We start from the raw sequence: 22,327 nt of genomic DNA, 5'->3' as shown, positions 1-22,327 counted from the left end.
GGGCCGAGGCCGACGGCGTAATGGGCGGAACGGAAGGGGGCCGGACGCGGACGCCGCCCGTGGTACGGCTCACCCGCAGTCTCGCGCCCATCGGCGCCCGGACGCGGGCCGCGGAAGGGAGCGTGGGGGCGCTCACCGCAACGTCGGCACGGCGCCGCCCTCCGCCCGGGTCACCTCGACCCCGGGGAGACCGCGGCTCCACGGACCGGTGATCCGGACGAGGGCGGCCGCGTCAGGCGGCGTGGGGCCGAGCCCGATGGCGTAGTGGGCGGAACGGGCGGTGGTACGGAAGGGGCGGGGCCAGGCGTGGACACCGCCGGTGCCGGCGTCCTCCAGCGCGGTGAGCAGCGCGCGGACGCGGCCCCGGACCCGGCCGAGGGTGGCGTCGAGCTCCGCCTCCGTCGCCCCGCGGACGGCCAGTACCGCCCAGGCCGCGTGGCGGCGGTGGAGCGGGGGCGGGGCGGCCGGCGCGGGCCGGGGGCCGGCACCGGTGCCGGCCGCGGACTCCAGCAGTTCCCAGGCGCGGTAGAGCTCCTGGGCGAGCAGGTCGCGTCCGTCCGGGCCGACCTGCGCGGTGCACGGGCGGACGGGCTCGGTGGGGGTGGCGATGGAGACCGCCGGGCCCGACTGCCCTGCGGCACCGACCGGTTGACGCCAGTCCCAGGCGGCCCAGGTGGCGAAGAAGTGCCGGAGCAGTGCGGCGCCGGCCAGGCCGGGGGCGTCGTGGACGGTGCGGGCGGCGAGCAGCGCCCAGGCCAGTCCGGGCAGGCCGCCGAAGGGCGCGGAGTCCAGGCCGCGCGCCCGGGCCCAGGCCTTCACGTCGCGGGCGAGGCCCGCGAAGCGGTCGTGGTCACCGGCGAGTTCGAGGACCGCGTCGGCGTCACTGACGGCGCTCAGCGCCACGGCGGCGGCCTCGCCGAGTCCGGCGCGGCGGGCCACGGCCTCGGCGGGGTCGAGGCCGCCGGTGCCGACGACCACGAGGTCGACGTCGAGCGCGCCGACGCGGAAGCGCAGTCCCGGCACGCGGGCTCCGGTCACCTCCCGTACGCGGGTGGCCTCCGGCAGCGCGGCCGTCACCCTGGCCGTGACCTCGGCCATGTCGGCGGTGCCGGGGAGCGCCGCGACGAGGTCGAGGTCGGCGCCGGGCAGCGCGCAGCCCATACGGCGGGACCCGGCGAGGTGGACCACGCCGTCGCCCAGGGCGTCGGCGACGCGCCGCTCGGTCTCCTCGGCGTGCGGCAGGTCGTCGGGGGTGCCGGGGCTGTCGGGGCCGTCGGTGTCGGCCGTGTCGGGCACCCAGTGCAGCACCCCCGTGCCGAGTGCGACCGTGGCCCGGACGCGCATCGGTTCGTCCCCGCGCCGGGAGAGCAGGACGAGTTCGCCGACCTGTGCCGTGCTCCCGCGCAGCCGGGCCGCGCAGTCGGCGGCCACCCGCAGCGGATCCCGGGTGCGGCCGAGCGACAGATGCGGTGTGAAGCCCTCGGCGCGGCTCCGGCAGCGGGGGAAGCGGCGGGCGAGGGCGTGCTGGAGGACCGCCCAGGAGGTGCCGCCGCCGGCCGCCGGGTCGAGCCAGACGGTGGCGTCCTCGCGGTGCCCGAAGGTGTGCACCCCGTCGAGGCGGGCGGTGAAGGGCTGGACGGCGGCCGCGGCCTCGGACAGCAGGGGCGCGGCGCTCTCGAACGCGGACTCCGGCACGAAGCCGAAGAGCAGGTTGACGTGCGGCGGCCAGCGGTGGATCTGCGGATCGTGGTCGCGGCGGACCGCCTGGACGGCGGGCCACAGCTCGTCCGGTGGCAGCCAGGCCACGGCGGTGCGGGCGGTGGGCGGCAGGTCCATGACGTCTTCGGCCTCGTCCTCCGCGCCCGCCGTGAGGGCGAGGGTGACCTCCACGGCGTAGTGGTCGGAGATGTACAGGCCGTCCTCCGCCGGGGTGTCGCCGCGCAGCCGGGCACCCGTGACGCGGGGTCCGCCGTCGCGCAGCAGGACGCGGTCGAGCCGGGAGACGCGGCCGCTGAGCGAGGAGACCGCCGCCAGCGGATTGACCGACGGGTCGAAGGTGGGGGTGCGGTCGTCCGGGCCGTGCGCCTCGGTCCACGCGTCGCGCAGGCCGAGGGCGAGCGCCGGCCCGTCGCCGCCGTCGTTGAAGTCGCCGAGCAGCAGCAGATCTCCCTCGACGCCGGCCAGTCCCTCGGCCAGCCGGGCGAGTTCGGCCTGCCTTCGGGCCGGGCCGTCGTCGGAGTGGTCGCTGCTGAGGTGCGTGGCGGCGACCACCAGCGGTCCGGCGGACGTGTCGACGGTGATCGCGGCGACGGCCTTGTGCGGTCCGAGGGCGTGCTGAGCGGCCTCCCGGACGGGCAGCCGGCTGAGCAGCAGGACCCCGGTGTCGTCGGTGTCGCGTCCGGCCGGGTCGGTGCCGAGGGTGTAGCGGGCGCGCACCCAGTCGGCCCGCAGCAGCATGTCGAGCAGCGCGGGCTCGACCTCCTGGAGGGCGATGACGTCGGCGTCCGCCTCCTCCAGTGCGCGCAGCAGCAGGGGGCGGCGGCGGGCGGTGCCGATCCGGTGGCTGTCGTACCGGTCCCACAGGGTGTTCCAGGTCAGGACGCGCAGCCGGCCGCCGTCCGCCGTCCCCGCGCGGCCGGTCGTCGCCCGCCCGGCGGGCCGCCAGGCGTGTCCGTCGTCGTCCCAGGCGTGCGGGACGCGGGCCGTGAAGAACGGCGGGCGCAGCAGGCGGGGGTCGCGGACCCGCCCGGCGCCTGTGGCGTCGATGCGGTCGGTGCCGGTGGCCCGGTCCCAGACGAGTTCTCCGTCCGCCTCGACGAACAGCACGCGGTGCCAGGGGATGTCACCGCCCGGCACGAAGGCGGGCAGCGGGATCCGCTTGGGCGCGGCGCCGCGCTGGTGCACGCCGATCACGAAGCGCGCCGGGTCGAACCGGGCGTCCCAGCGGACCCGGTGGTAGATCTCCTCGCTGGTGCGCATGTCACGCCTCCTGTCCGCTCGCGGTGCCGCCGAGCGAGCCGTCGGTGTCGCCGACGGCGCCGTCCGCGCCGGCGTACCAGGTGCGGTGGGCCTCGCCGGGGTACGGCGGGGCGAACCGGCGGGCCTGCGCGGTCAGTACGGCCGGCGGCACCGGGTGGGCGCGCCCGGCGTTGCGCCGGGCCAGCTCCTCCTCGTCGACCAGGGTCACCACGTGCGTGGTCAGGGCGTCGCGGCGGCGGGCCACCGCGTGCACCAGGGAGCGCTGGTGCGGGGTGAGGGACGTCGCGTCCCACACCACCGTCGCACGCCCGGTCAGGGCGGTGTCGAGCCGGCGCAGTCCCTCGCGCAGGACGTCGGCGTTGGCGCGCTGGTCGGCGCGGGAACCGCGGGCGAGGCGCAGGTCGTCGAGGGCGATGCGGACGGCGCCGCCGGGCAGGGTGCCGGCGAAGGTGCTCTTGCCGCTGCCCGCGGGTCCCGTCAGGTGGATCAGGCGGGGGAACTCCCCGGTACGCCACCGCCAGGTCGCTGCCTCGGCCTCCTCCGCGCCGCCGATGCGCCCCGCGGCGTACGCCGCTCGTGCCTCGGCCCAGCAGCGATCGGCGGCCTCGGGGTCGAGCCCGGCGAGGGCCGCGCGCAGTCCGTGGCGCAGCGGGCCGAGCGGGTCGGGGCCGAGCAGGCCGGCCTCCTCGGCGTGCCGCGCCGACCACTCGGTCTGCTCCCTGGCCTCGCCGTCGGGCGCCGCCGCGGCCGCCACGGCGTGCAGGACGCCGAGGTCCGCGGCGAGCGCCATGCGGGCGAGACCGGCCGCCCGGTCCTCGTCGGGGTACGGGCGGTGCAGCGCCGGGTGGAGTCCGGCCAGGTCGGCCACGCGCCGGGCCTGCGGCATGCCGAGCGGTCCGGCGAGGCCGGCCGCCAGGCGGGCGCGGGGGATGTCGTGCAGCAGGGCGGCGAGGACCCCGGCGAGGCGGGCGTCACCGGTGCGGCGAAGGACGTCCAGCCGGGCGGAGACGTCGGCGGCGCGGTCGGCTGACCCGGAGCCGGTGACGGCGAGGCCCACCGCGGCGGCGAGCGCTCCGGCGTCGGGAGCCGCGCCGGAGCGTACCGCCCACAGCGGGGCGGCGGGGCCCAGCCCGTTCTCGACGACGGGGGCGTGCATCCAGTGGGTGCCGGTCGTCACATGGCCGGTCCGCACCCACTTGGCGACGTGGCGGCCGAACTCCTCGTAGGGGAAGCCGTCGACGGTGCGGACGACGTAGCCCTCCTGGCGTGAGGTGTCCGGGCGCAGGGCGCGCAGCGCGCCTTCGTCGTACGTACCGCGCCACAGCACGGGCGGCACCGGGATCCCGAGCCCCCGCAGGAAGCGGACCGTGCGGTCCCAGTCCAGGCACCGGTGGCCGTCCCAGACGGAGAAGCCGTAGAACCAGCTGTCCAGGTCCTCGTAGGCGAGGGAGTGCCGGGCGTGCAGGTTCTCCCCGCACACCCGCAGGCCGGGCGGGAGGAGCGGGCCGATCCGCCCCTGGAGGGCCTTGACCCATGCCCGGGAGGGGTGGTGGGCCGAGTCGAGCGACCGGGCGTGCATCGCGTCCCGGTAGAGGGTGGTGTTCTCGCCGTCGAGTTTCTCGGTGACGACGACCTCGCGGCCCCGCAGCGCCCCGGGGTTCCCGGCGCGTATGTCGTCCGGCGTGGCCCCGGGCGACCAGGGCAGGTGCGGTGTGCGTGGATAGTGCGTGCGCATGGTGCCGGATTCCCCCGTGACGACGTGGTGCGCGCTCACTGTAGGAGCGCGGGAGCCCGCCGGGCCACCGATTAACCGAGGCGCGCCACCGGGGAGCAATGAATTCCGGGAAAACGAACGGTTAATGTGCGGCATCTCAATTCCCGATACACATAAGCCAATTAATTGGGTGCTACGTTCTGCCCGTGAACGATTCCGGCTTCCTCACGCTCAACAGGCTGCTCCCCCTGCCGACACGTCGCCGAACCCTCCGGCCGGCACTGTGGGGCGGGGCGGTCACGGCCCTCGCGCTGCTCTGCTATTCGGCGATCACCTCGGGCATGAACGGGGACCTCCGGTACGTCCTGGCCTGCCTGCGCAGCGCGAAGGGCGGGGGATTCTCGGCGTCGGACACCTTCGTGCACCGGCCGCTCTTCTACCGCTGGTTCGTCGCCGGTCTCGACTCGCTCACCTTCGGATCGACCGCGACCCGCGAGATGATCATCCGCATCGCTGCCGTGCTGCTCTGCGTGGCGACCGGTCTGGCCCTGCGCACGGCGCTGGCCCGGCGGCTCCCGCTGCGCGACGCGACGCTCACCGCCGCCGTGGTGGCGCTGGCACTGGCCTTCGCGCCGAAGATCGACTTCCTGCAGCCCGAGTGGACCGCGACCCTCCTGTCGGTCCTGGCGATCGCAGCCGCCCTCGGCATCGAACGGCCGTGGCCGGCGGCGGCCGTGGCGGCACTGCCACTGGGCCTGGCGGTCATGATGAAGTACTCCACCGCGGCCACCGCCCTGATGGCACTGCTGCTGCTCTTCGCCGTCGACCGGATGCGCGCGGTGCGGCTCGGCCTCGTCACGGGCGTCTCCTCACTGGTGCTCTTCGGGATCAGCGCACTGGCCGGCTCCCGGGAGCTGCAGTGGGCCAAGGACATGCCGAAGATCAACCAGGGCGCCCTCACCCGCAAGGGACTCGACCCCTCCTTCCTGCTCGACAAGTCCGCGTCCTTCCTGGTGGACCGGGCCTACCTCAGCCCCGTCGTCGCGCTGCTGCCGGCGGCGCTGCTGCTGTTGCTGTCCCGCCGGCAGGACCGCCGCCGGCGCGCCGAACTGGCCGCGCTGGCCGTCACGATCGTCCTCGTGTGCCTGGCCGCCGTCGCGGTGCAGGGCAACTGGTTCGGCTACCACGCCGCCTCCCTGCCGGTGGGCGCGGCCGCGCTGTGGGGTCTCGCGGTCGCCGGCTGGTACCGCGCGCACGGCAGGCCGCCGCTGTTCTTCACCGCGGTCACGGCGGTCTACGCGGCCTTCGTACCGTTCGCCGAGCAGTCCCCGCACGCCGTGCAGGGCGTCACCGCCGGCTGGGTGGCCGCCCTGGTCGCACTGCTCGCCGCCACGGCCGACCTGCTGCTCGCCCGCAGGACCGCCGTACGCCCGGCCCGCCCCGGCCGGTTCGCGGCCGCCGCCGTCGCACTCTCGGCGGTCGTCGGGGTCTTCTGCCTGGCCGCCGCGATCTGGCCCGGCTCGCCGCAGCTGATGAACGCCGGCCACGTCGTCTACGGGAACGCCGGCTTCGCCTCGCGGTCCGACCAGACCGCGGTGGAGGCCGCCGAGGTCAACCGGCAGATCCCGCACGGCGCGCCGGTCCTCTACCTCGCCTTCGGCGACGTGGCGTACTTCGTGGACCACCCGACGCCGTGCCGCTACCCCGTCCCGACGTTCCTGCAGCGCACCAAGTACCTGCCGGACGTCAACAAACTGCCGTCCTACAAGGAGAACCTCCGCTGCCTCACGGAGGACCCGGCCCCCTACGCGGTCCTGCAGCGCTCCTGGTTCCAGCTCGGCAACGTCGACAAGGCCCTGGCGGCCACCGTCGAGGCCACCTACGACTGCCCGCCCCTGACCGGCAACCCCCGCACCCCGGTCGTCTGCCGGCGCCGCTAGCCACGCACCCGCCCGGGAGGGGGCGGCACGTTACCGGGGCCGCAAAATGCGTGGTGGGGGCGGGGGTGGGGCGGAATGATGGGCGGGTGACGTTCCTGGAGGTCGCCTGCGACGAGTCGGGCTCGGACGGCGAGAACCTGATCGGCGGGAACACGGACGTCTTCGCGCACGCGGGCGTGTGCGTCGCGGGCGACGCGGCGGCGCGGGCGCTGCGGGAGGTGCGCGAGCGGATCCGCTCCCCCGCCGAGGAGTACAAGGCGAACCATCTGCTGCGCGAGAAGCACCGGGCGGTGCTGGAGTGGTTCCTGGGGCCGGCGGGGCCGCTCGGCGGCGGCGCCTCGGTGCACCTCGTCGACAAGGCGTGGTTCGTGGTCGTGGCGGTCGTCGACGTGCTGGCCCCGGGGCCGTCCGCGGCGGCGCGGGCGGCCGTGCTCTACCGCGAGGGACCCCGCACCGTGGACGCGGAGCGGTGGCGCGCGTTCCTCCGGGCCGCCAACGAGCTGGCTCGGACCAGGAACCACGAGGCGGGGCCGGCGCCCGTCGACCCGTTCTACCGGGCACTGGAGACGCTGGGTCCGGCGGACGGCGGTGACGGCGCACTGGCCGGCGTGGTCGAGGTGCTGCGGCGGACCAGGCCGCGGGCGGAGGCGTTCCGCGCGCGGCTCGCGGCGGCGCCGGAGGCCGTGGATCCGCTGGACCCGCTCTTCCCCGCGCTGGAGCGGACGATAGCGCGCTGGAGCGGGGGCGGGGTACGGGTGCACGTCGTGCACGACCGGCAGAACTCGCTCACCGAGGAGCGGATCGCGCGGCTCGGGGCCTCCCTGGCGCCGGAACTGCGGCCGGCGGGGCTGCGGCTGGCCGAGTCGCGCCGCGACCCGCGGATCCAGCTCGCCGACTTCCTCGCGGGTGTCGCGCGGAAGCTGGCCTCGGACGAGCTGGCGGGACGCGGCGACCCGGTGCTGACCGGACTGCTGCGCCGCTACGTGGACCCGCTCTCGGTGTGGGGCGACGACGGCAGCTGGTCGCGGCTCGGGCCCGGGCCCGGGCCCTGCCCGGCCGGGCCCCTGCCGCCCTCGCCTCAGCTCGCGCCGATGAGCTTCGTGACGCGGTGCGCCAGCGCGATGGAGTAGCTCTGCCCTCGGTCCTGCGGGTAGATCTGCGCCATCGTGGCGAGCGTGACCCGGCTCATGTGGGTGCGGTGCCCCGGGATGAGCGAGCGGTACTCGGGGGTCACGACCGGCTGGGCGAAGGGGGCACGGGAGAAGTGCCACTCCTGGATCCACGAGCGCTCGAAGTCCGGGTTGAGCCGCTGCAGGTACGGGATGTAGCGGTCCAGCACCTCCGCGGGGTCGGTGGTGAACCGCCAGTCGTCCCGCGGCACGTAGTTGCCGACGTAGAGGAGGTGGCGGCCGCCGTACTCCTCGCGGTCGACCATCCGCGTGTGCTCCACGACGGCCAGGAACGGGAAGTCCGGGTCGTTGATGTTGAGCCAGTAGTACGGGATCACGCTGCGGTCGAGCTCGAGCACGAAGCAGGTGGCGCCGAGGTACTGGTTGCGCCACACGGTGTCGTCGGAGGGGACGTCCGCGGCCTTGGCGAAGACCGGCTGCGGGACGGTGACGACCAGCTGGTCGAAGGCGTAGGACGCGCCGTCGCCGGTGGTCACCGTGACCTGCTCGGCACCCTCGGGCTGGCGGATGGTCTCCACCTTCTTGCCGAACTCGACCTTGCCGCCGCGGGCGGCGACAGCGTCGCGCAGCGCCGCGTACACACGCTCGAAGCCACCGTGCACATAACCGAGTTCGAAGGTGCGGCAGTGCACGCGGGCCCACAGCCACGCCATGGAGACCTCGTCGGCGCGGTCGCCGAACTTGCCGCGCAGCAGCGGCTCCCAGATGGTCTCGGTGGCCTTGCGGCCGGCCCGGCGGCGCAGCCAGTCCAGGGCGGTGAGGTCGTTGTAGCGCTCACCGCTGCGGACGGCCTTGAGCAGCGCGGAGGAGGCCCCGAAGCGCACGCCGTCGACCAGCGAGAAGGAGGGGAAGCGCAGCATCTCCAGCGGGGTGCTGAAGGGGTGCAGTTCGCCGTCCCGGTAGACGCCGGTGGTGGGCTTGTGGAAGCGCAGGTCGTCGCCGAGGCCGAGCTCCTCGATGAGCTCGATGATGTCCCGGTCGCTGCGGAAGATGTGGTGGTAGTACCGCTCCAGCGGGACGCCGCCGATGGGGATCGACGCCGCGAGCCCGCCCAGCTCGTCGGCCGCCTCGAGCACCGTGACCTGGTGTCCGGCCTTGACCGCGTCGTAGGCGGCGGTCAGGCCGGTGGCGCCGGCACCGATGATGCCGAGATTCATCCGAAACTCCACTTTCTGTTGAGCACGAACTGGGTGGCCAGCACCAGGGGCAGCGAGCCCGCCTTGACGATGTTCGCGTCGATGCCCAGCCCGCTGGTGAAGATCTGGAACAGCACGTAGGTCAGGGCGATGCCGGTGAGGCCGACCGCGTAGAAACGCAGGAAGCGCACGAACAACCGGTCCCGCTTGTCGAACGTGAAGATCGCGTTGAGCACGAAGTTGTTGGTGATGCCCAGGCTCGTGCTGATGATGTTGGCGACCTGCTCGTCGAGGCCGAGCACGTTGAAGAGCAGCAGGAAGGCCACGAGGTCGAGGACGACGCCGCTGCCGCCGACCAGCGCGTAGCGGATCAGCTGCCGCAGGTCCGCCCGCCGGTCGGGACGTGCCGGAGCCGGGGCCACGGTGTCCGCGTCGCCGACCGCCTCAGTCGCCGTCATGCCGCAGGACCTCGCGGACGATGTACAGCGGCCGGTTCTGCGCCTCGCTGTAGATGCGTCCTATGTAGCTGCCGAGCACCCCGATGGCGAGCATCTGGGTGCCGCCGAGGAACAAGGTGACGACCATGAGCATGGTCCAGCCGGACACCGTGATGTCGGGCCGGAAGACCTTCATGCCCAGCGCGTACACGATGCCGGCGAGGGAGAGGGCGAGCACGACGAAGCCCAGCCGGCTGATCAGCCGCAGCGGGACGGTGGAGAAGCTCGTGACGCCGTCGATGGCGAGGCGGGCCATCTTCCGCAGCGGGTACTTGGTCTCCCCCGCGAAGCGCTCGTCGCGGTCGAACTGGACCTCGGTCTGCCGGAACCCCATCGAGGCGACCATGCCGCGCACGAAGCGGCTGCGCTCCCGGAAGCGGCGCAGCTCGTCGGCCGCCCGCCGGTCCAGGAGCCGGAAGTCGCCGGTGTCGAGCGGGATGTCCACCTCGGCCCAGCTGCGCAGGATGCGGTAGAACGCGTGCGCGGTGGTGCGCTTGAAGATCGTGTCACGGCGCGTACGGCGGCGCGCGTGGACGATCTCCGCACCGGCGCGCCAGGCGTCGACCAGCTCCAGGCTGATCCTCGGCGGGTCCTGGAGGTCGGTGTCCATGATGATGACGGCGTCGCCCTTGGCCTCGTCCAGGCCGGCGGTGATGGCGATCTGATGGCCGTAGTTCCGGGCGAAGTCGACCACCCGCACCCGGGGGTCGTTCCTCGCCAGGTCCCTGAGGATGGACAGGGAGCCGTCGGCGGACCCGTCGTTGACGTACACGATCTCGTAGCGGAATTCCGGCCGTCCGGCGAGGGCCTTGGCCAGCTCCTCGTGGAAATGGCGGATGCCGTCCTGCTCGTTGTACACGGGCAGGATGTACGAGATCAGTGCCGTTCCGCCCGATTCCGGCGCCGGCTGCGGGATCACGGCGGTCGCGGATTCAGCGGTCTGCGTCGTCACCGTCGGTCCTCCGCACCGCGCACTGCGCACACATGGGGATTCTCAAACATTTGTCGAACCTATGGACCGACTCTTAATCGAAGGCGAACAAAGGCTTTCCGAAGCGACGCGGCGAGTTGACGGCAGAGCGGCACTCAGGTCACGGAATCGCCAGTTCCGGCAGGTGGTGAGGGCGTCGTGGGACGCGTGGCGCCGTATCCGTCGGCGGGTGCCGTGGTCGGCGCCGCCACAGGAAGGCGGCCTCGCCGCAGGACCGGCCAGGCGAAGACGTATTCGCGACCCCCGCCGCGGAAGTTCACCGGGGTCGCGCGGTCGCGCCCCTCCTCGGACCGAGCCGTGGACGTCATGGGCGCGGCGCGCGCCGGGCGGTGCGGGGTCTCGTCGACGCGCAGCCGGGTGACCGCGCCCAGGAGCGTCGCGCCCCCCGCAGCAACGGCGGCCGGGACCGCCGGTGCGCAGGACGCACGCGTCGGGGGCGGTCCCGCCGTCGTCGATCAGGGGCGCGGGGACAGGCTAGGACTTGCGCGGTACGCACCGCAGTGCCAGGGCGGCGGCGGTGAGGTAGGCGAGGGCGCCGGCGGCCATGGACAGACGCAGGCCCGTGCCGTCGTCGGCGGCGGTGGCGAGGAGGGTGCCGCCGAGGGCCACGCCGGCGGCGCTGCCGATCTGGCGGGCGGTGTTGAACAGGGCCGAGGCGGTGCCGGAGCAGCCGGGTGGTGCGGCCGCCATCACGGTGGTGGTCGTGCCGGTGAGGGCGAAGGAGGTGCCGAAGCCCGCGGCCATCATGGGGGCGACGAGCAGCGGGTAGGCCGGGTCGGGGCCCGCCGCGGCCCAGCCGGCGAGTCCGAGTGCGCCCAGCACCATGCCGCTGACGACGAGCGGGCGGTCCCCGGTCCTGCGGGCCAGCCGCCCGGACAGGACGGAGGCGAACATCGTCGTCGCCACGGCCGGGAAGAGGGCGAGGCCGGTGCCCAGCGCGCTGTAGCCGCGCTGGTGCTGGAAGGAGAGGCTGGCGGTGAACACCATGCCGTAGAAGGCGAAGTTGAACAGCAGCCCGGTCAGCGAGCCGCCGCCGACCGCCCGGGAGCGCAGCATGCGCGGCGGGATCGCGGGTGAGCGGGCCAGCCGCTCGCGCACCGCGAACGCCGCCGCGGCGAGGAAGGCCAGGCCGGCGCCGGCGAGGACCGCCGGATCGGTCCACCCGCGCCGCCCGGCCTCGTTGAGCACGGCGGTCAGCAGGGCGACCGCGGCCACGACCGCGCACTGCGCGGGCCAGTCCAGGGCCCGGTCGGCACGCCGGGGCGAGGGCGCGACGTGCCGCAGCGTCAGCACCAGGCAGGCGACGCCGACGGGGAGGTTGACCAGGAAGACCCACCGCCAGCCCACCGTGGACACGAGCAGCCCGCCGAGCAGCGGCCCCGCGGAGGCCGCGATGCCGGCCATCGAGCCCCACAGCCCGACGGCCCGCGAGCGCGCGGCGGGGAGCGGGTAGGCCTGCTGGAGCAGCGCCAGGGAGCCGGGCACGATCAGTGCGGCGCCGAGTCCTTCGGCCAGCCGCGCGGCGACCAGGGCCGGGGCGTCCCGTGCGAGCGCGCACGCCGCGGAGGACACGGTGAACACGGCCACGCCGGTGCAGAAGACCCGGCGGTTGCCGAGCCGGTCGCCGAGCGCCCCGCCGGTGAGCAGCAGGCCGGCGAACACCATCGTGTACCCGTCGGTGATCCACTGGATCCCGGTGAGGGAGGCCGACAGCTCACGGCCCACCACGGGCACCGCGACGTTGATGACGGTCACGTCCAGGATGACCATGAAGTAGCCGGCGCACACCGCGAGCAGCGGCGCCCGCGACCACGGCCCGGCGCCGGGGCCCGGCGCGGCGGCGGGCGCGGGCCCGTCACCGCCGGCCGCCTCCGCGAACGGCACGTCCTCGACCTCATCCCGTACACAGGGGCTCAGTACCGGATGTCACAGTAAGGGCTGGTAAGTCCGCATCACAGGACCGGACGGCGCGTGCTGCGCGCGGCTCAGCCCGGCTCGTCGGTACGGCGGCGCAACAGGTAGGTGTCCATGATCCAGCCCTTGCGCTCCCGGGCCTCGGCACGGGCGCGGAGGATGCGCTCCGAGGTCTCGGCGAGCGGGCCGGAGACGAGGATCTCGTCCTCGGTGCCGAGGTAGGCGCCGTAGTGGATGTCGAGGCCCTCGGGGTCGATCGCGGCGAAGGCGGCGCGGCCGTCGAGCATCACGACCACGTCGTCGGCGTCCGCGGGGAAGCCCTCGGCGAGGCGGCGGCCGGTGGTGATCTGCAGCGGGCGGCCGACCCGGGTGAGGGTGAGGCGGTGGCGGGCGGCGAGGGCGGCGACGCTGCTGATGCCGGGGACGACCTCGTGGGTGAAGGAGCCGGGCCGGCGGGCGAGCACCTCCTCCACGACGGCGATCACGCTGTCGTAGAGGGAGGGGTCGCCCCAGACCAGGAAGGCGCCGGTCTCGCCGGGGCCGAGGTGGGTGTCGAGGAGGCCCGCCACCAGGTCGGCGCGGCGGCGGCGCCAGTCCTCGACGGCCTCCGCGTAGCCGGGTGCGCCGCGGTCGCGCTCGGCGTCGGGGACCTCGACGAGGCGGTGGCCGGGGCGGGCGTGCTCGTCGAGCATCCGGCGGCGCAGGCGGATCAGGTCCTGGCGTTCCTCGGGTTTGCCGAGGACGAGGAAGACATCCGTACGGCCGATCGCCTTGACCGCCTGAAGGGTGAGGTGTTCGGGATCGCCCGCGCCGATGCCGATGACGAGGATGTGTCGCATGCGGTGATTGTGCCCTGCGGTGCGTCCGTGACGGCCACCGCGGCAACTGTTCCCGGGAGGCCCTGTGAGGTCCCTCACGCTGGATTGGGTGGTTACGGTGCGACTTAGTAGCCGGCACCCACGCGGCATATAAGCTCTATCCGGAACGGAATGGGACATTATTCGCACTGGGGGGCGACGGTATCCGATCCGTACGGCGTCATGGGCCGCTCCCGGGGCGGGGAAAGCGATCTGAGGGCCCATCAGGTCTCGTCCGGGACAGGGACGCGATGGCGCGGCACGCTCACCCGCCGGGCGCAAGAGCCGTCGCGGCTACGAGTCCGCGTAGTACCGATCTTTCATTGCCCGATGTTCGGGACGGTCCACACAATGGCCGGGCCCGCCAGCCGTCATGGCGGCTCGGGCGGGTCGTGAACACGCACACCGAACCCTCGAGTGAGGTCACGCAATGACGAAGCACCGCCGGACGATGCGCTTCCGGAAGACAACGGTCGCAGCCCTCGCCGTCGCCGCCGTGGGTGTGCCCTCGGTGGCCATGGCCTGCGTCGGCGGCCAGCAGGGCCCGCGGTACGACGGGTCCCAGGCGCAGGGCCAGGGCCAAAGCCAGGGCCAGAGCCGCTGGAACCACGGCTCATGGGGCGGATCCTGGAACGGGTCCGCGAACGGCTCCTCCGACGGGACGTGGATGAAGGGCGGCCAGTGGGGCGGGAAGCCGTCCTGGGCTCCCTCCGCCGCACCCTCGGCCCCCGCCTCCCCGCCGTCGTCGGCGCCCTCTTCGGCACCCTCTTCGGCACCCTCTTCGGCACCGTCCGCCGCGCCGGCCGCCCCGGCCGCGGGTTCGGGCGCCACGCTGACGGGAGCCTCGGCCACCGTGCTCGACCTGGTGAACCAGGAGCGGGCCAAGGCCGGCTGCACGGCCCTGAAGGTCAACGCCAAGCTGAACGAGGCCGCGCAGGACCACAGCAAGGACATGGCCTCGCACAAGAACATGTCGCACACCGGCTCCGACGGTTCGTCACCCGCCGACCGCATCTCCTCGGTGGGCTACAACTGGAGCAGCTACGGCGAGAACGTGGCCTACGGCTACTCCTCCGCCTCCAGCGTGATGAGCGCCTGGATGGCCAGCCCCGGTCACAAGCGGAACATACTGGACTGCTCCTTCAAGGAAATAGGGATCGCGCTGGCGCAGCCCGGCAACTACTGGACGCAGGACTTCGGCGCCGCGCGCTGAAGCAGGACGCCGTGAGGCCCGGCCGCCCCCGTGGCGGCCGGACCTCACGGCGTGCGTGCGGTGGGATCAGCGCAGGCCGCGGCCGAGCGCGTTGATCAGCTCACCGTCGGCGGTGTCGCCGCTCAGCTCCCAGAAGAAGGCGCCGCCGAGTCCCTGCGACTTCACCCAGGCCGCCTTGCCGCGGAGGGTGAGCGGGGTGTCGTAACTCCACCACTCGTCGCCGCAGCGGGCGTACGCGGTGCCGGCGACCGTCCGCGTGGCCGGGCAGCGGGTCTTGAGCACCTTGTAGTCCTCGCTGCCCGCCTCCCAGGTGCCGGGAGCGGGGCCGGTGGCGTCGCCGCCGGGGGCCGTCCGCGTCACACCGGTCCAGCCGCGGCCGTAGAAGCCGAGGCCGAGCAGGAGCTTGCGGGCCGGGATGCCGAGGCTGCGCAGCTTGTGGACGGTCGCCGCCGCGTTGGCGCCCTTCGCCGGGATGCCACGGTAGGACGTGAGCGGCGAGTGGGGGGCGGTCGGGCCGGTGGCGGACCAGGTGCCGAAGTAGTCGTAGGTCATGGGGTTGTACCAGTCGACGTACTTCGCCGCGCCCGCGTAGTCGGCGGCGTCGATCTTGCCGCCGTCCGAGGCGTCGGCGGTGATGGCGGCGGTGACCAGGTTCTTCTTGCCGAAGCGGTGGCGAACGGCGGCCATCAGGTCCTTGTACGCGCTCGGGCCGCTGGTGTCGCAGGACATGCCGCAGGCGTTGGGGTACTCCCAGTCGAGGTCGATGCCGTCGAAGACGTCGGCCCAGCGCGGGTCCTCGACCACGTCGTAGCAGGAGTCGGCGAAGGCCTTCGGGTCGGCCGCGGCCTGGGTGAAGCCCGGCGACCAGGTCCAGCCGCCGAAGCTCCAGAGGATCTTGAGGTGCGGGTACTTCTTCTTCAGCTTGCGCAGCTGGTTGAAGTTGCCGTGCAGCGCGCCTTCCTCGGTGCCGTCGGCGACGCCGTCGACGCTGCCGGCCGCGTCGTAGGGCCTCTGGTAGTCCGCCCAGGGGTCGCCGACGGCGCACTTTCCGTCCGTCACGTTGCCGAAGGCGTAGTTGATGTGGGTGAGCCGGGAGGCGGCGCCCGAGGTGACGATGTTCTTGACGTGGTAGTCGCGGGCGTACACGCCCCAGTCGATGAAGTAGCCGACGACTTTCGACGTGGCTCCCGCGGTGTGCGGGGCGTGGTGGCCGTGGGACGCCGCCGCGGGAGCCGGCTGGGCCACGGCGGGGCCGGTGACCAGGCTCGCGGTGAGCAGCGCGGTGCCGGCGGCGACGAGGCCGACCATGGCTCTGCGGAACCGTGATCCCTGCTGTCTGGGCATGGAGTCACCTCTGGTGAGGAAGCGGTCGTGAGCGCGCGTGGGGGTGCGGGGACACCCTAGAAGGACTAGACCAATGAGGTCAATGGTCTGCACCAATGCGGAAGTCCCCGCTCCCCGCGCGCCGGTGACCGTCCGTCAGATCGGCTGCAGCGTCCAGGACCAGCGGTGGGTGCCCGGTCCCACCCGGTACGCCGGCAGGGTGTCGGGGCCGCAGGAGGCGGTGCCGACTCCGCGGTGGGCGGCGTCCAGGTTGACCACGCACGTGGCACGCGGCACGAGTTCGTCGTGGTGGGCGGCGGCCGTGAGCTCCGCGGCGCGGTAACGGGTGACGCTCACCTGGCGCGGCACGTCCAGGTGGACGGCGATCCCCGGCCCGGCCGCGGCCCCGGTGAGCGTGAAGCGGCGCACGTCGTGCCGCCCGCCGCTCTCCTGCGGCCTCAGGTACGGCGTGAACAGCGCGTCCACGGCCGCCCTGTGGACCCCCACGGTCGCACCCGCGCACCGGTCGGGGTACGTCTCGCCGGGGCCCCGCCCGAACCATTCCAGGGTGTCGAGCCCCGCCACGGTCTCGAAGACGGTGCCGACCCGCGGCAGGTCGGTCAGCGCATCCGGCAGCACCGCGGTCTCGTCGACGAGCAGCCCCCCGTTCGGCAGCGGCGTGAGGACCTGCTCGTGGCCGACGGTGCCCGCGCCGTCCGTCGCGTACGCCGAGCGCACCACCACGCTCGCGCCCTCCCTGCCGACCGACACCAGGGTGCGTTCCAGAGCGTGCAGACCCCAGGCGCGCCAGCGAGCGGCGATGCCGCCCCACTCGTCGTTGTCTGTGGGGGCCCGCCACAGCGTCAGCACGGGCGGGGCGGTGAGCAGCGGATGCCGGAGCAGTCCGGCGTCGTCGAGTTCCACGGCCCCGGCCCCGTCCGCGGCGAGCACGGCGCCTGCCCGGGTGAGCAGGTCCCGGTGGTCCTCGGCGAGCACCACCTGCGGGGCGCACACGAGCGTGCCGCGCGGCGCCCACAGCAGGTCCCGCGCCGTCGTGACGCGCAGCGTCAGGTGCGAGTCGCCGTGCGGCAGCAGGCTGGTGGGCAGCGGCACCACCGCGCTCTCCCCGGGCGCGAGGTCCGGGAGCCGGGCGGGGGCGGTGCCGGAGTCGCCGATGTGCCACCGCGCGCTCAGCCACGCCAGGCCGGCGAAGTGCTGCCGGTTGGTGATCCGCGCCTCGCGGCGGTCGGGGGTGAGCTCCAGCCGCAGCGGGGCGGCGATCTCGCGGTGCTCGGCCATCGCGGGCTTGGGCGTCCGGTCGGGCAGGACCAGTCCGTCGGCGCAGAAGGCGCCGTCGTGCGGCGTGTCGCCGAAGTCCCCGCCGTACGCCCAGCGGTAGCCGGGGGCGGTCACCCCGTCGGCGTACGCGTCGGCGGGGGCGTCGGGCCCGGCCGGGCGGCCGGCCCCCTCCCCGGTGAGCCGCTGGAGGATGCCGTGGTCCCGGAACTCCCAGACGAAGCCGCCCTGCAGGCCCGGGGTGGACTCGATGGCCCGCCAGTACTCGGCCAGGGAGCCGTTGCTGTTGCCCATGGCGTGGGAGTACTCGCACAGGATCAGCGGCTTGGAGTGCGGACCGGACGTGATCTCCTCGATGGAGGCGTACATCGGGCAGATGATGTCGCTCGCGGACTGTGCCTCCTCCCACGCGTCCTTGACCGCGCCCTCGTACTGCACGGGCCGGGTCGGGTCGGTGCGCCGCAGCCAGCCCGCGGCGGCGTCGTGGTTGGCCCCGTAGTCGCTCTCGTTGCCCAGCGACCAGACGACGACACTGGGGTGGTTGCGGTCGCGCAGCACCATCCGGGCCACCCGGTCGGTGAACGCCCCCAGGTAGCGCGGGTCGTCGGCCAGCTCGTGGGCGTGGTCGTGGGTCTCGATGCCGGCCTCGTCCACGACGTACAGGCCGAGTTCGTCGGCGAGGGAGAGCAGGGCCGGGTCGGGCGGGTAGTGCGCGGTGCGCACCGCGTTGAAGCCGTGCCGCTTCAGCAGGCACAGGTCGGCCCGCATCTCCTCGGCGCCGACCACCCGCCCGGTCAGGGGGTGGAAGTCGTGCCGGTTGACCCCGCGGAAGTAGACCCGGACGCCGTTGACCAGCAGGTCGGCCCCGGAGATCTCCACACTGCGGAAGCCGACGCGGTGGCGCGACTCGTCGGCGACGCTGCCGTCCGCCCGGTGCAACCGCACGGTCAGGTCGTACAGATGCGGCGTCTCGGCGGTCCACGGCCGCACACCGGGCACCGCGGCCCGGATGCGGGCCTCGCCCAGGAAGTCCGAGACGCGCTCGCTCGCGACGTTGGCCCGCGCGAAGGCCTCGTCGGCGGGGAGCCGCAGGATGCCGTCCGGGGTGCACAGCAGTCCGGACACGCTCCATCCCGCCGGGAGGACGCCCTCCCCGCTGCGCACCCGGACCGCGACGTCGAGGGTGCCGCCGGGCACGGCCGTGATCCCCACGTCCGCCAGGTGGAGCGCGTCGGTGGCGTAGAGGTGGACGGAGCGGGTGATGCCACCGTGCCACCACTGGTCCTGGTCCTCCAGGAACGTCGCGTCGGACCACTTGACGACCGTCAGGCGCACGGTGTTGCGCTCCCCCGGGCGCACCGCGTGCGTGACGTCGAACTCCGAGGCGAGGTGGGAGTCCTTGCCCACCCCGACGGCGGTGCCGTTGACGTGCGCGATCAGCACGCTCTCGGCGGCCCCGACGTGGAGCACGACCCGCCGCCCCGCCCAGCCGGCGGGTACGTCGGCCTCCCGCTCGTACACCCCGGTCGGGTTGCGTCCGGCCGGCGGTGAGGGCGGCAGGTCGGGGAAGGGCATCGTCACGTTGGTGTAGTGCGGCAGATCGCGCACGCCGTGAATGTCCTCGAAGTCCTGGACGGTCCAGCAGCCGGGCACGTCCGTCTCCGCCCAGCGGTCGGCGAGCGGGGTGCGCGGGGTGGGCAGCAGCTGGAAGCGCCAGCGCCCGTCCAGCGGTACGCGCGGCGCGTCGGGGCGGACGACGGCGTGCATGGGCAGCCGGCGCCATCCGGTCAGTTCGGGGGCGTCCCACGGGTCGATCGGAACGGCGGGCTCGGCGCTTGCGGGGCGGCGGTCCTGCATGGGGGTTCCCTCCCGGGAGCGGTCGGTTCGCGGTGGGGCGCGGTGACGGCGGGCCGCGTGGGGGACGAGGACCGGGGCGGCGTCGCCGGGGGTGGCCCGGCGGCCGCGGGTCGGGGCCCGCGATGCGGCGCGATCGGCGCCGGGAGGACGAAGTCCGCTGCGACGGCACGGGGTGGCGGCCGGGCGGTGCGTCGTCCGGGGCGGGCGTGGTGCGCGCGCCCCGGACGGCCCGGAACGGTCGGTCGGCGGCCGGTGGCCGGTGGCCGGACCGTTCCGGGCGGTGGGGCGGCTACGCGCGCGGCGTGAGACGCAGGGTGAGGATCTGGAACGGCCGCAGGGACACCCGGATCCCTCCGTCGGGCCCGAGCTGCGCGCTCTCCCCCTCCAGCGGGCGTTCCAGCAGGTCGGTCACCTGTACCCGCTCCACCGGGAACGAGGCGCGCAGGGTGGTCGCGGCGCGCCCGCCGAGCGACTCGTACAGCCGCACGACCACGTCGCCGGACCGGTCGTCGGCGAGCTTGACCGCCTCGATCGCGGCCCGCGTACCGTCGAGGGTCACCAGGGGCGCGGCCGGCCCCGCGCCCGCCGCCCCGGCGGTGACGCGCAGCGGCAGGTTGAGCTCGTAGCCGCCCGCCACGGCGTCCTCCACGGCCGCGCCGGGCAGCAGCGCGTACGTCATGCGGTGCGTGCCCTGGTCGGCGTGCGGGTCGGGCACGCGGGGCGCCCGGACGAGGCTGAGCCGCAGCGTCGTGGTGGTGCCGCCGTCCTCGCGGGAAGCGCGGGTGACGTCGTGGCCGTAGGTCGAGTCGTTGAGCACGGCCACGCCGTACCCGGGCTCCGCGACGTGCACCCAGCGGTGGCAGAAGACCTCGAACCGGGCCGCGTCCCAGCTGGTGTTGGTGTGCGTGGGCCGGAAGACGTGCCCGAACTGGATCTCGGCGGCGCTCCGGTCGGCGTGCACGTCCAGCGGGAAGGCCGCCTTGAGGATCTTCTCGCTCTCGTGCCAGTCGATCTCCGTCTCGAAGTCGATCCGCGGGCTGCCCGCGCGCAGCCGTACGATCTGCGCGAGGCGGGAGCCCCCGAAGGACCTCTCGACGCGGATGGCGCCCACGAGCGGGCCCTCCTCCACGACGGTGATCGCGTCCGCGGACGTCAGGTCGGTGTACTGCCGCCGGTAGTGCCGGTCGATGTCCCAGGCGTCCCACTGGTTGGGCAGGTCGGTGTGGAGCCGCAGCAGGTTGCCGCGCGCGCCGGGGGCCAGCACCTCGCGGCCCGCGGTCAGATCGAACACCGAGGCGAGCAGCCCGTCGTCGTCGAGTTCGACGCGGACCAGCCCGTTGTCCAGGACACGGCCGGTGACGGTCACCCTGCCGGCAGGCTCACCCGCCACGACCGGCCCCGCCCCGGAGGCGGGCAGCTCGGCGAAGACCGCCACCCGGCCGTCGGCGAGCGGCTGGCCTTCGGCTCCGTCCGGCGCCGCCGGTACGGCGACGACCTCCGCCCGGGGCCGGGGTGAGGTGTTGAACACCCACGGCGCCGACGGCCCGTTGCCGGGGTCGCCGGCCACCACCGCGGCGGCGCCGGCGGTGATCGCCTCCAGCTCCTCCTTCAGGCCGGCGTAGGTCGCCTCGGCCTCGCGGTGCACCCAGGCGATGGAGGAGCCGGGCAGGATGTCGTGGAACTGGTGGAGCAGGACCGTCTTCCACAGCCGGTCGAGGTCCTCGTACGGGTACGCGTACGAGGGGTCGCGCAGCGCGGCCGTGGCGGCCCACAGCTCGGCCTCGCGCAGCAGGTGCTCGCCGCGCCGGTTGCCGGACTTGGTGCGGGCCTGGCTGGTGTACGTGGCTCGGTGCAGCTCCAGGTAGAGCTCGCCGGACCACACCGGGGCGTCCTCGTACTCCGCCCGGGCCTCGCGGAAGAAGGTGTCCGGGTCCTGGACGACGACCTTGGCCGAGCCTTCCAGGTCGCGCAGGCGCCGGGCCTTCTCCAGCATCTCGCGGGTGGGGCCGCCCCCGCCGTCGCCGTGGCCGAAGGGGACCAGGGAACGCGTGCCGCCGCCCTTGTCGGCGTAGTTGCGCACGGCGTGGGCCATCTCCTCGCCGGAGAACACAGCGTTGTAGGTGTCGACGGGCGGGAAGTGCGTGAAGATGCGGGTGCCGTCGATGCCCTCCCACCAGAAGGTGTGGTGCGGCATCTTGTTCGTCTGGTTCCACGAGATCTTCTGCGTGAGGAACCACTCCATCCCGGCCAGCCTGGCGATCTGCGGGTAGGCGCCGGTGTAGCCGAAGGAGTCGGGCAGCCACACCCCCCGGCACTCGACGCCGAACTCCTCGGCGAAGAAGCGCTTGCCGTGGATCAGCTGGCGGGCCATCGCCTCGCCGCCCGGCAGGTTGCCGTCGGCCTCCACCCACATGCCGCCGACCGGCACCCAGTTGCCGGTTTTCGCCGCCTCCTGCATGCGGCGGTACACCTCGGGATTGCGCTCCTTGACCCAGGCGTACTGCTGGGCCTGCGAGCAGGCGAAGACCAGCTCCGGGTAGTCGGCGGCGAGCGCGGTGACGTTGGAGAAGGTGCGGGCGGTCTTGCGCTTGGTCTCACGCAGCGGCCACAGCCACGCGCTGTCGATGTGGGCGTGGCCGACCGCGGACAGCGTGTGGGCGCTGGCGTGGGCGGGCCGGGACAGCGCCCCGGCGAGTTCCGCGCGGGCCGCGGCGGCGGTGCCGGCGACGTCCGCGATGTCGAGGGCGTCGAGCATCCGCTCCAGGGCGCGCAGCAGTTCGTGGCGGCGCGGCTCGGCCGTGGACAGCTCGCGCATCAGCTCGCCCGCGACCTCGATGTCGAGGACGAGGTGCCACACGTCCTCGTCGAGGACGGCGAGGTCCGCGCGGGCCATCGTGTACAGCGGTTCCGCGGGCGCGGTGAGCCGGTCGCCGAGCGGGGTCGGAAGGAAGCCCTTGGCCAGGATGTCGGGGTTGGCGGCCGCCTCCAGCAGCAGTTCCACCGGTTCGCCGCCGGCCGCGGGGTTCGCGACGGGCACGTACTGGTTGCGCGGCTCGATGCCCTTGACCGGGGTGCCGGACGCGTCGTGCACCAGGGCCTCGGCCTGGCCGCCGGGCCAGTCGCCGATGAAGCCGAGGTCGAAGACGGCCTCGACGCGCCGGCCGGCCCATTCCGCGGGGACGGTGCCCAGGGCACGTATCCAGCTGGTCGACCAGGGGGTGCCCCAGCGGTCGCCGACCGCGAAGGGCTCGTACCCGGCGGCCAGCGCCTCGCCCACCGGCACCGGTTCGCCCTCCACGTGCCACGCGGTGAGCGTCAGCGGCACCGACGCGGCGTACACCGCGGGGCGGATGCGCTGTTCGAGGACGCGGTCGAGGCGCGCCTCGACCTGCTTGCGGTCGTCGTGCATGGGTGCTGGTC

Annotated in this window: 13 protein-coding genes; 3 read left to right on the top strand and 10 right to left on the bottom strand. The window is 74.1% G+C overall.

Annotated elements, in window-relative coordinates; translation table 11 throughout:
* Positions 1-132: 132 nt before the first annotated feature.
* Both OIE69_RS33890 and OIE69_RS33885 read right to left on the bottom strand, forming a co-directional pair.
* Positions 133-2,979 carry a poly(A) polymerase gene (locus tag OIE69_RS33890; protein WP_326578287.1) on the bottom strand — a complete coding sequence of 949 codons (2,847 nt, stop codon included), beginning with the start codon at positions 2,977-2,979 and terminating at the stop codon, positions 133-135.
* Position 2,980: 1 nt separating this feature from the next.
* Positions 2,981-4,714 (bottom strand): RNA ligase family protein, encoded by a 1,734-nt coding sequence (locus tag OIE69_RS33885; protein WP_326578285.1) that lies wholly within the window; start codon positions 4,712-4,714, stop codon positions 2,981-2,983.
* Between the two features lie 185 nt (positions 4,715-4,899).
* Between OIE69_RS33885 and OIE69_RS33880 the strand changes: the two genes are divergently transcribed.
* Together OIE69_RS33880 and OIE69_RS33875 are read left to right on the top strand one after the other, a co-directional pair.
* Entirely contained in the window at positions 4,900-6,633 is a 1,734-nt protein-coding gene (locus tag OIE69_RS33880) for a hypothetical protein (RefSeq protein WP_326578283.1), read from the top strand.
* Between the two features lie 86 nt (positions 6,634-6,719).
* A complete protein-coding gene (locus tag OIE69_RS33875) occupies positions 6,720-7,763 on the top strand; it encodes a hypothetical protein (RefSeq protein WP_326578281.1) in 1,044 nt (347 codons plus the stop codon).
* Here the strand turns inward: OIE69_RS33875 and OIE69_RS33870 are convergent.
* From OIE69_RS33870 to cobF, 5 genes are all read right to left on the bottom strand, one after another.
* Positions 7,712-8,980, bottom strand: coding sequence for an NAD(P)/FAD-dependent oxidoreductase (locus OIE69_RS33870; RefSeq protein WP_326578279.1), 1,269 nt, complete (start codon positions 8,978-8,980; stop codon positions 7,712-7,714). The genes OIE69_RS33875 and OIE69_RS33870 overlap by 52 nt on opposite strands.
* A complete protein-coding gene (locus OIE69_RS33865; RefSeq protein WP_326578277.1) occupies positions 8,977-9,417 on the bottom strand; it encodes a GtrA family protein in 441 nt (146 codons plus the stop codon). Before OIE69_RS33865 ends, OIE69_RS33870 begins: the two co-directional genes overlap by 4 nt.
* The gene (locus OIE69_RS33860) at positions 9,404-10,408 is read right to left on the bottom strand and encodes a glycosyltransferase family 2 protein (protein WP_326578275.1); all 1,005 of its coding nucleotides are present in this window, start codon (positions 10,406-10,408) and stop codon (positions 9,404-9,406) included. The genes OIE69_RS33865 and OIE69_RS33860 overlap by 14 nt, the downstream gene beginning before the upstream one ends.
* Positions 10,409-10,921: 513 nt before the next feature.
* A complete protein-coding gene (locus OIE69_RS33855; RefSeq protein WP_326578273.1) occupies positions 10,922-12,331 on the bottom strand; it encodes an MFS transporter in 1,410 nt (469 codons plus the stop codon).
* Positions 12,332-12,432: 101 nt separating this feature from the next.
* Positions 12,433-13,200, bottom strand: a complete 768-nt coding sequence (gene cobF / locus OIE69_RS33850; protein ID WP_326578271.1) for a precorrin-6A synthase (deacetylating) — start codon at positions 13,198-13,200, stop codon at positions 12,433-12,435.
* Between the two features lie 448 nt (positions 13,201-13,648).
* On the opposite strand from cobF, the gene OIE69_RS33845 reads away from it, so the two are divergent.
* Positions 13,649-14,431, top strand: coding sequence for a CAP domain-containing protein (locus OIE69_RS33845; RefSeq protein WP_326578269.1), 783 nt, complete (start codon positions 13,649-13,651; stop codon positions 14,429-14,431).
* Between the two features lie 66 nt (positions 14,432-14,497).
* Here OIE69_RS33845 and OIE69_RS33840 read toward each other — a convergent pair whose 3' ends face one another.
* The 3 genes from OIE69_RS33840 to OIE69_RS33830 form a co-directional block, all read right to left on the bottom strand.
* Positions 14,498-15,775, bottom strand: coding sequence for a glycoside hydrolase family 18 protein (locus OIE69_RS33840; RefSeq protein WP_326578267.1), 1,278 nt, complete (start codon positions 15,773-15,775; stop codon positions 14,498-14,500).
* Positions 15,776-15,910: 135 nt separating this feature from the next.
* Positions 15,911-18,907 (bottom strand): glycoside hydrolase family 2 TIM barrel-domain containing protein, encoded by a 2,997-nt coding sequence (locus tag OIE69_RS33835; RefSeq protein WP_326578265.1) that lies wholly within the window; start codon positions 18,905-18,907, stop codon positions 15,911-15,913.
* A 289-nt stretch (positions 18,908-19,196) separates the two neighbouring features.
* A complete protein-coding gene (locus OIE69_RS33830; protein WP_326578263.1) occupies positions 19,197-22,316 on the bottom strand; it encodes an alpha-mannosidase in 3,120 nt (1,039 codons plus the stop codon).
* Positions 22,317-22,327 lie beyond the last annotated feature (11 nt).

The organism is Actinacidiphila glaucinigra, from assembly GCF_035918135.1.
Lineage (GTDB): Bacteria > Actinomycetota > Actinomycetes > Streptomycetales > Streptomycetaceae > Actinacidiphila > Actinacidiphila glaucinigra.
Note: the sequence above shows the minus strand (reverse complement) of the source record. Positions and strands in the feature narration are given on the sequence as shown.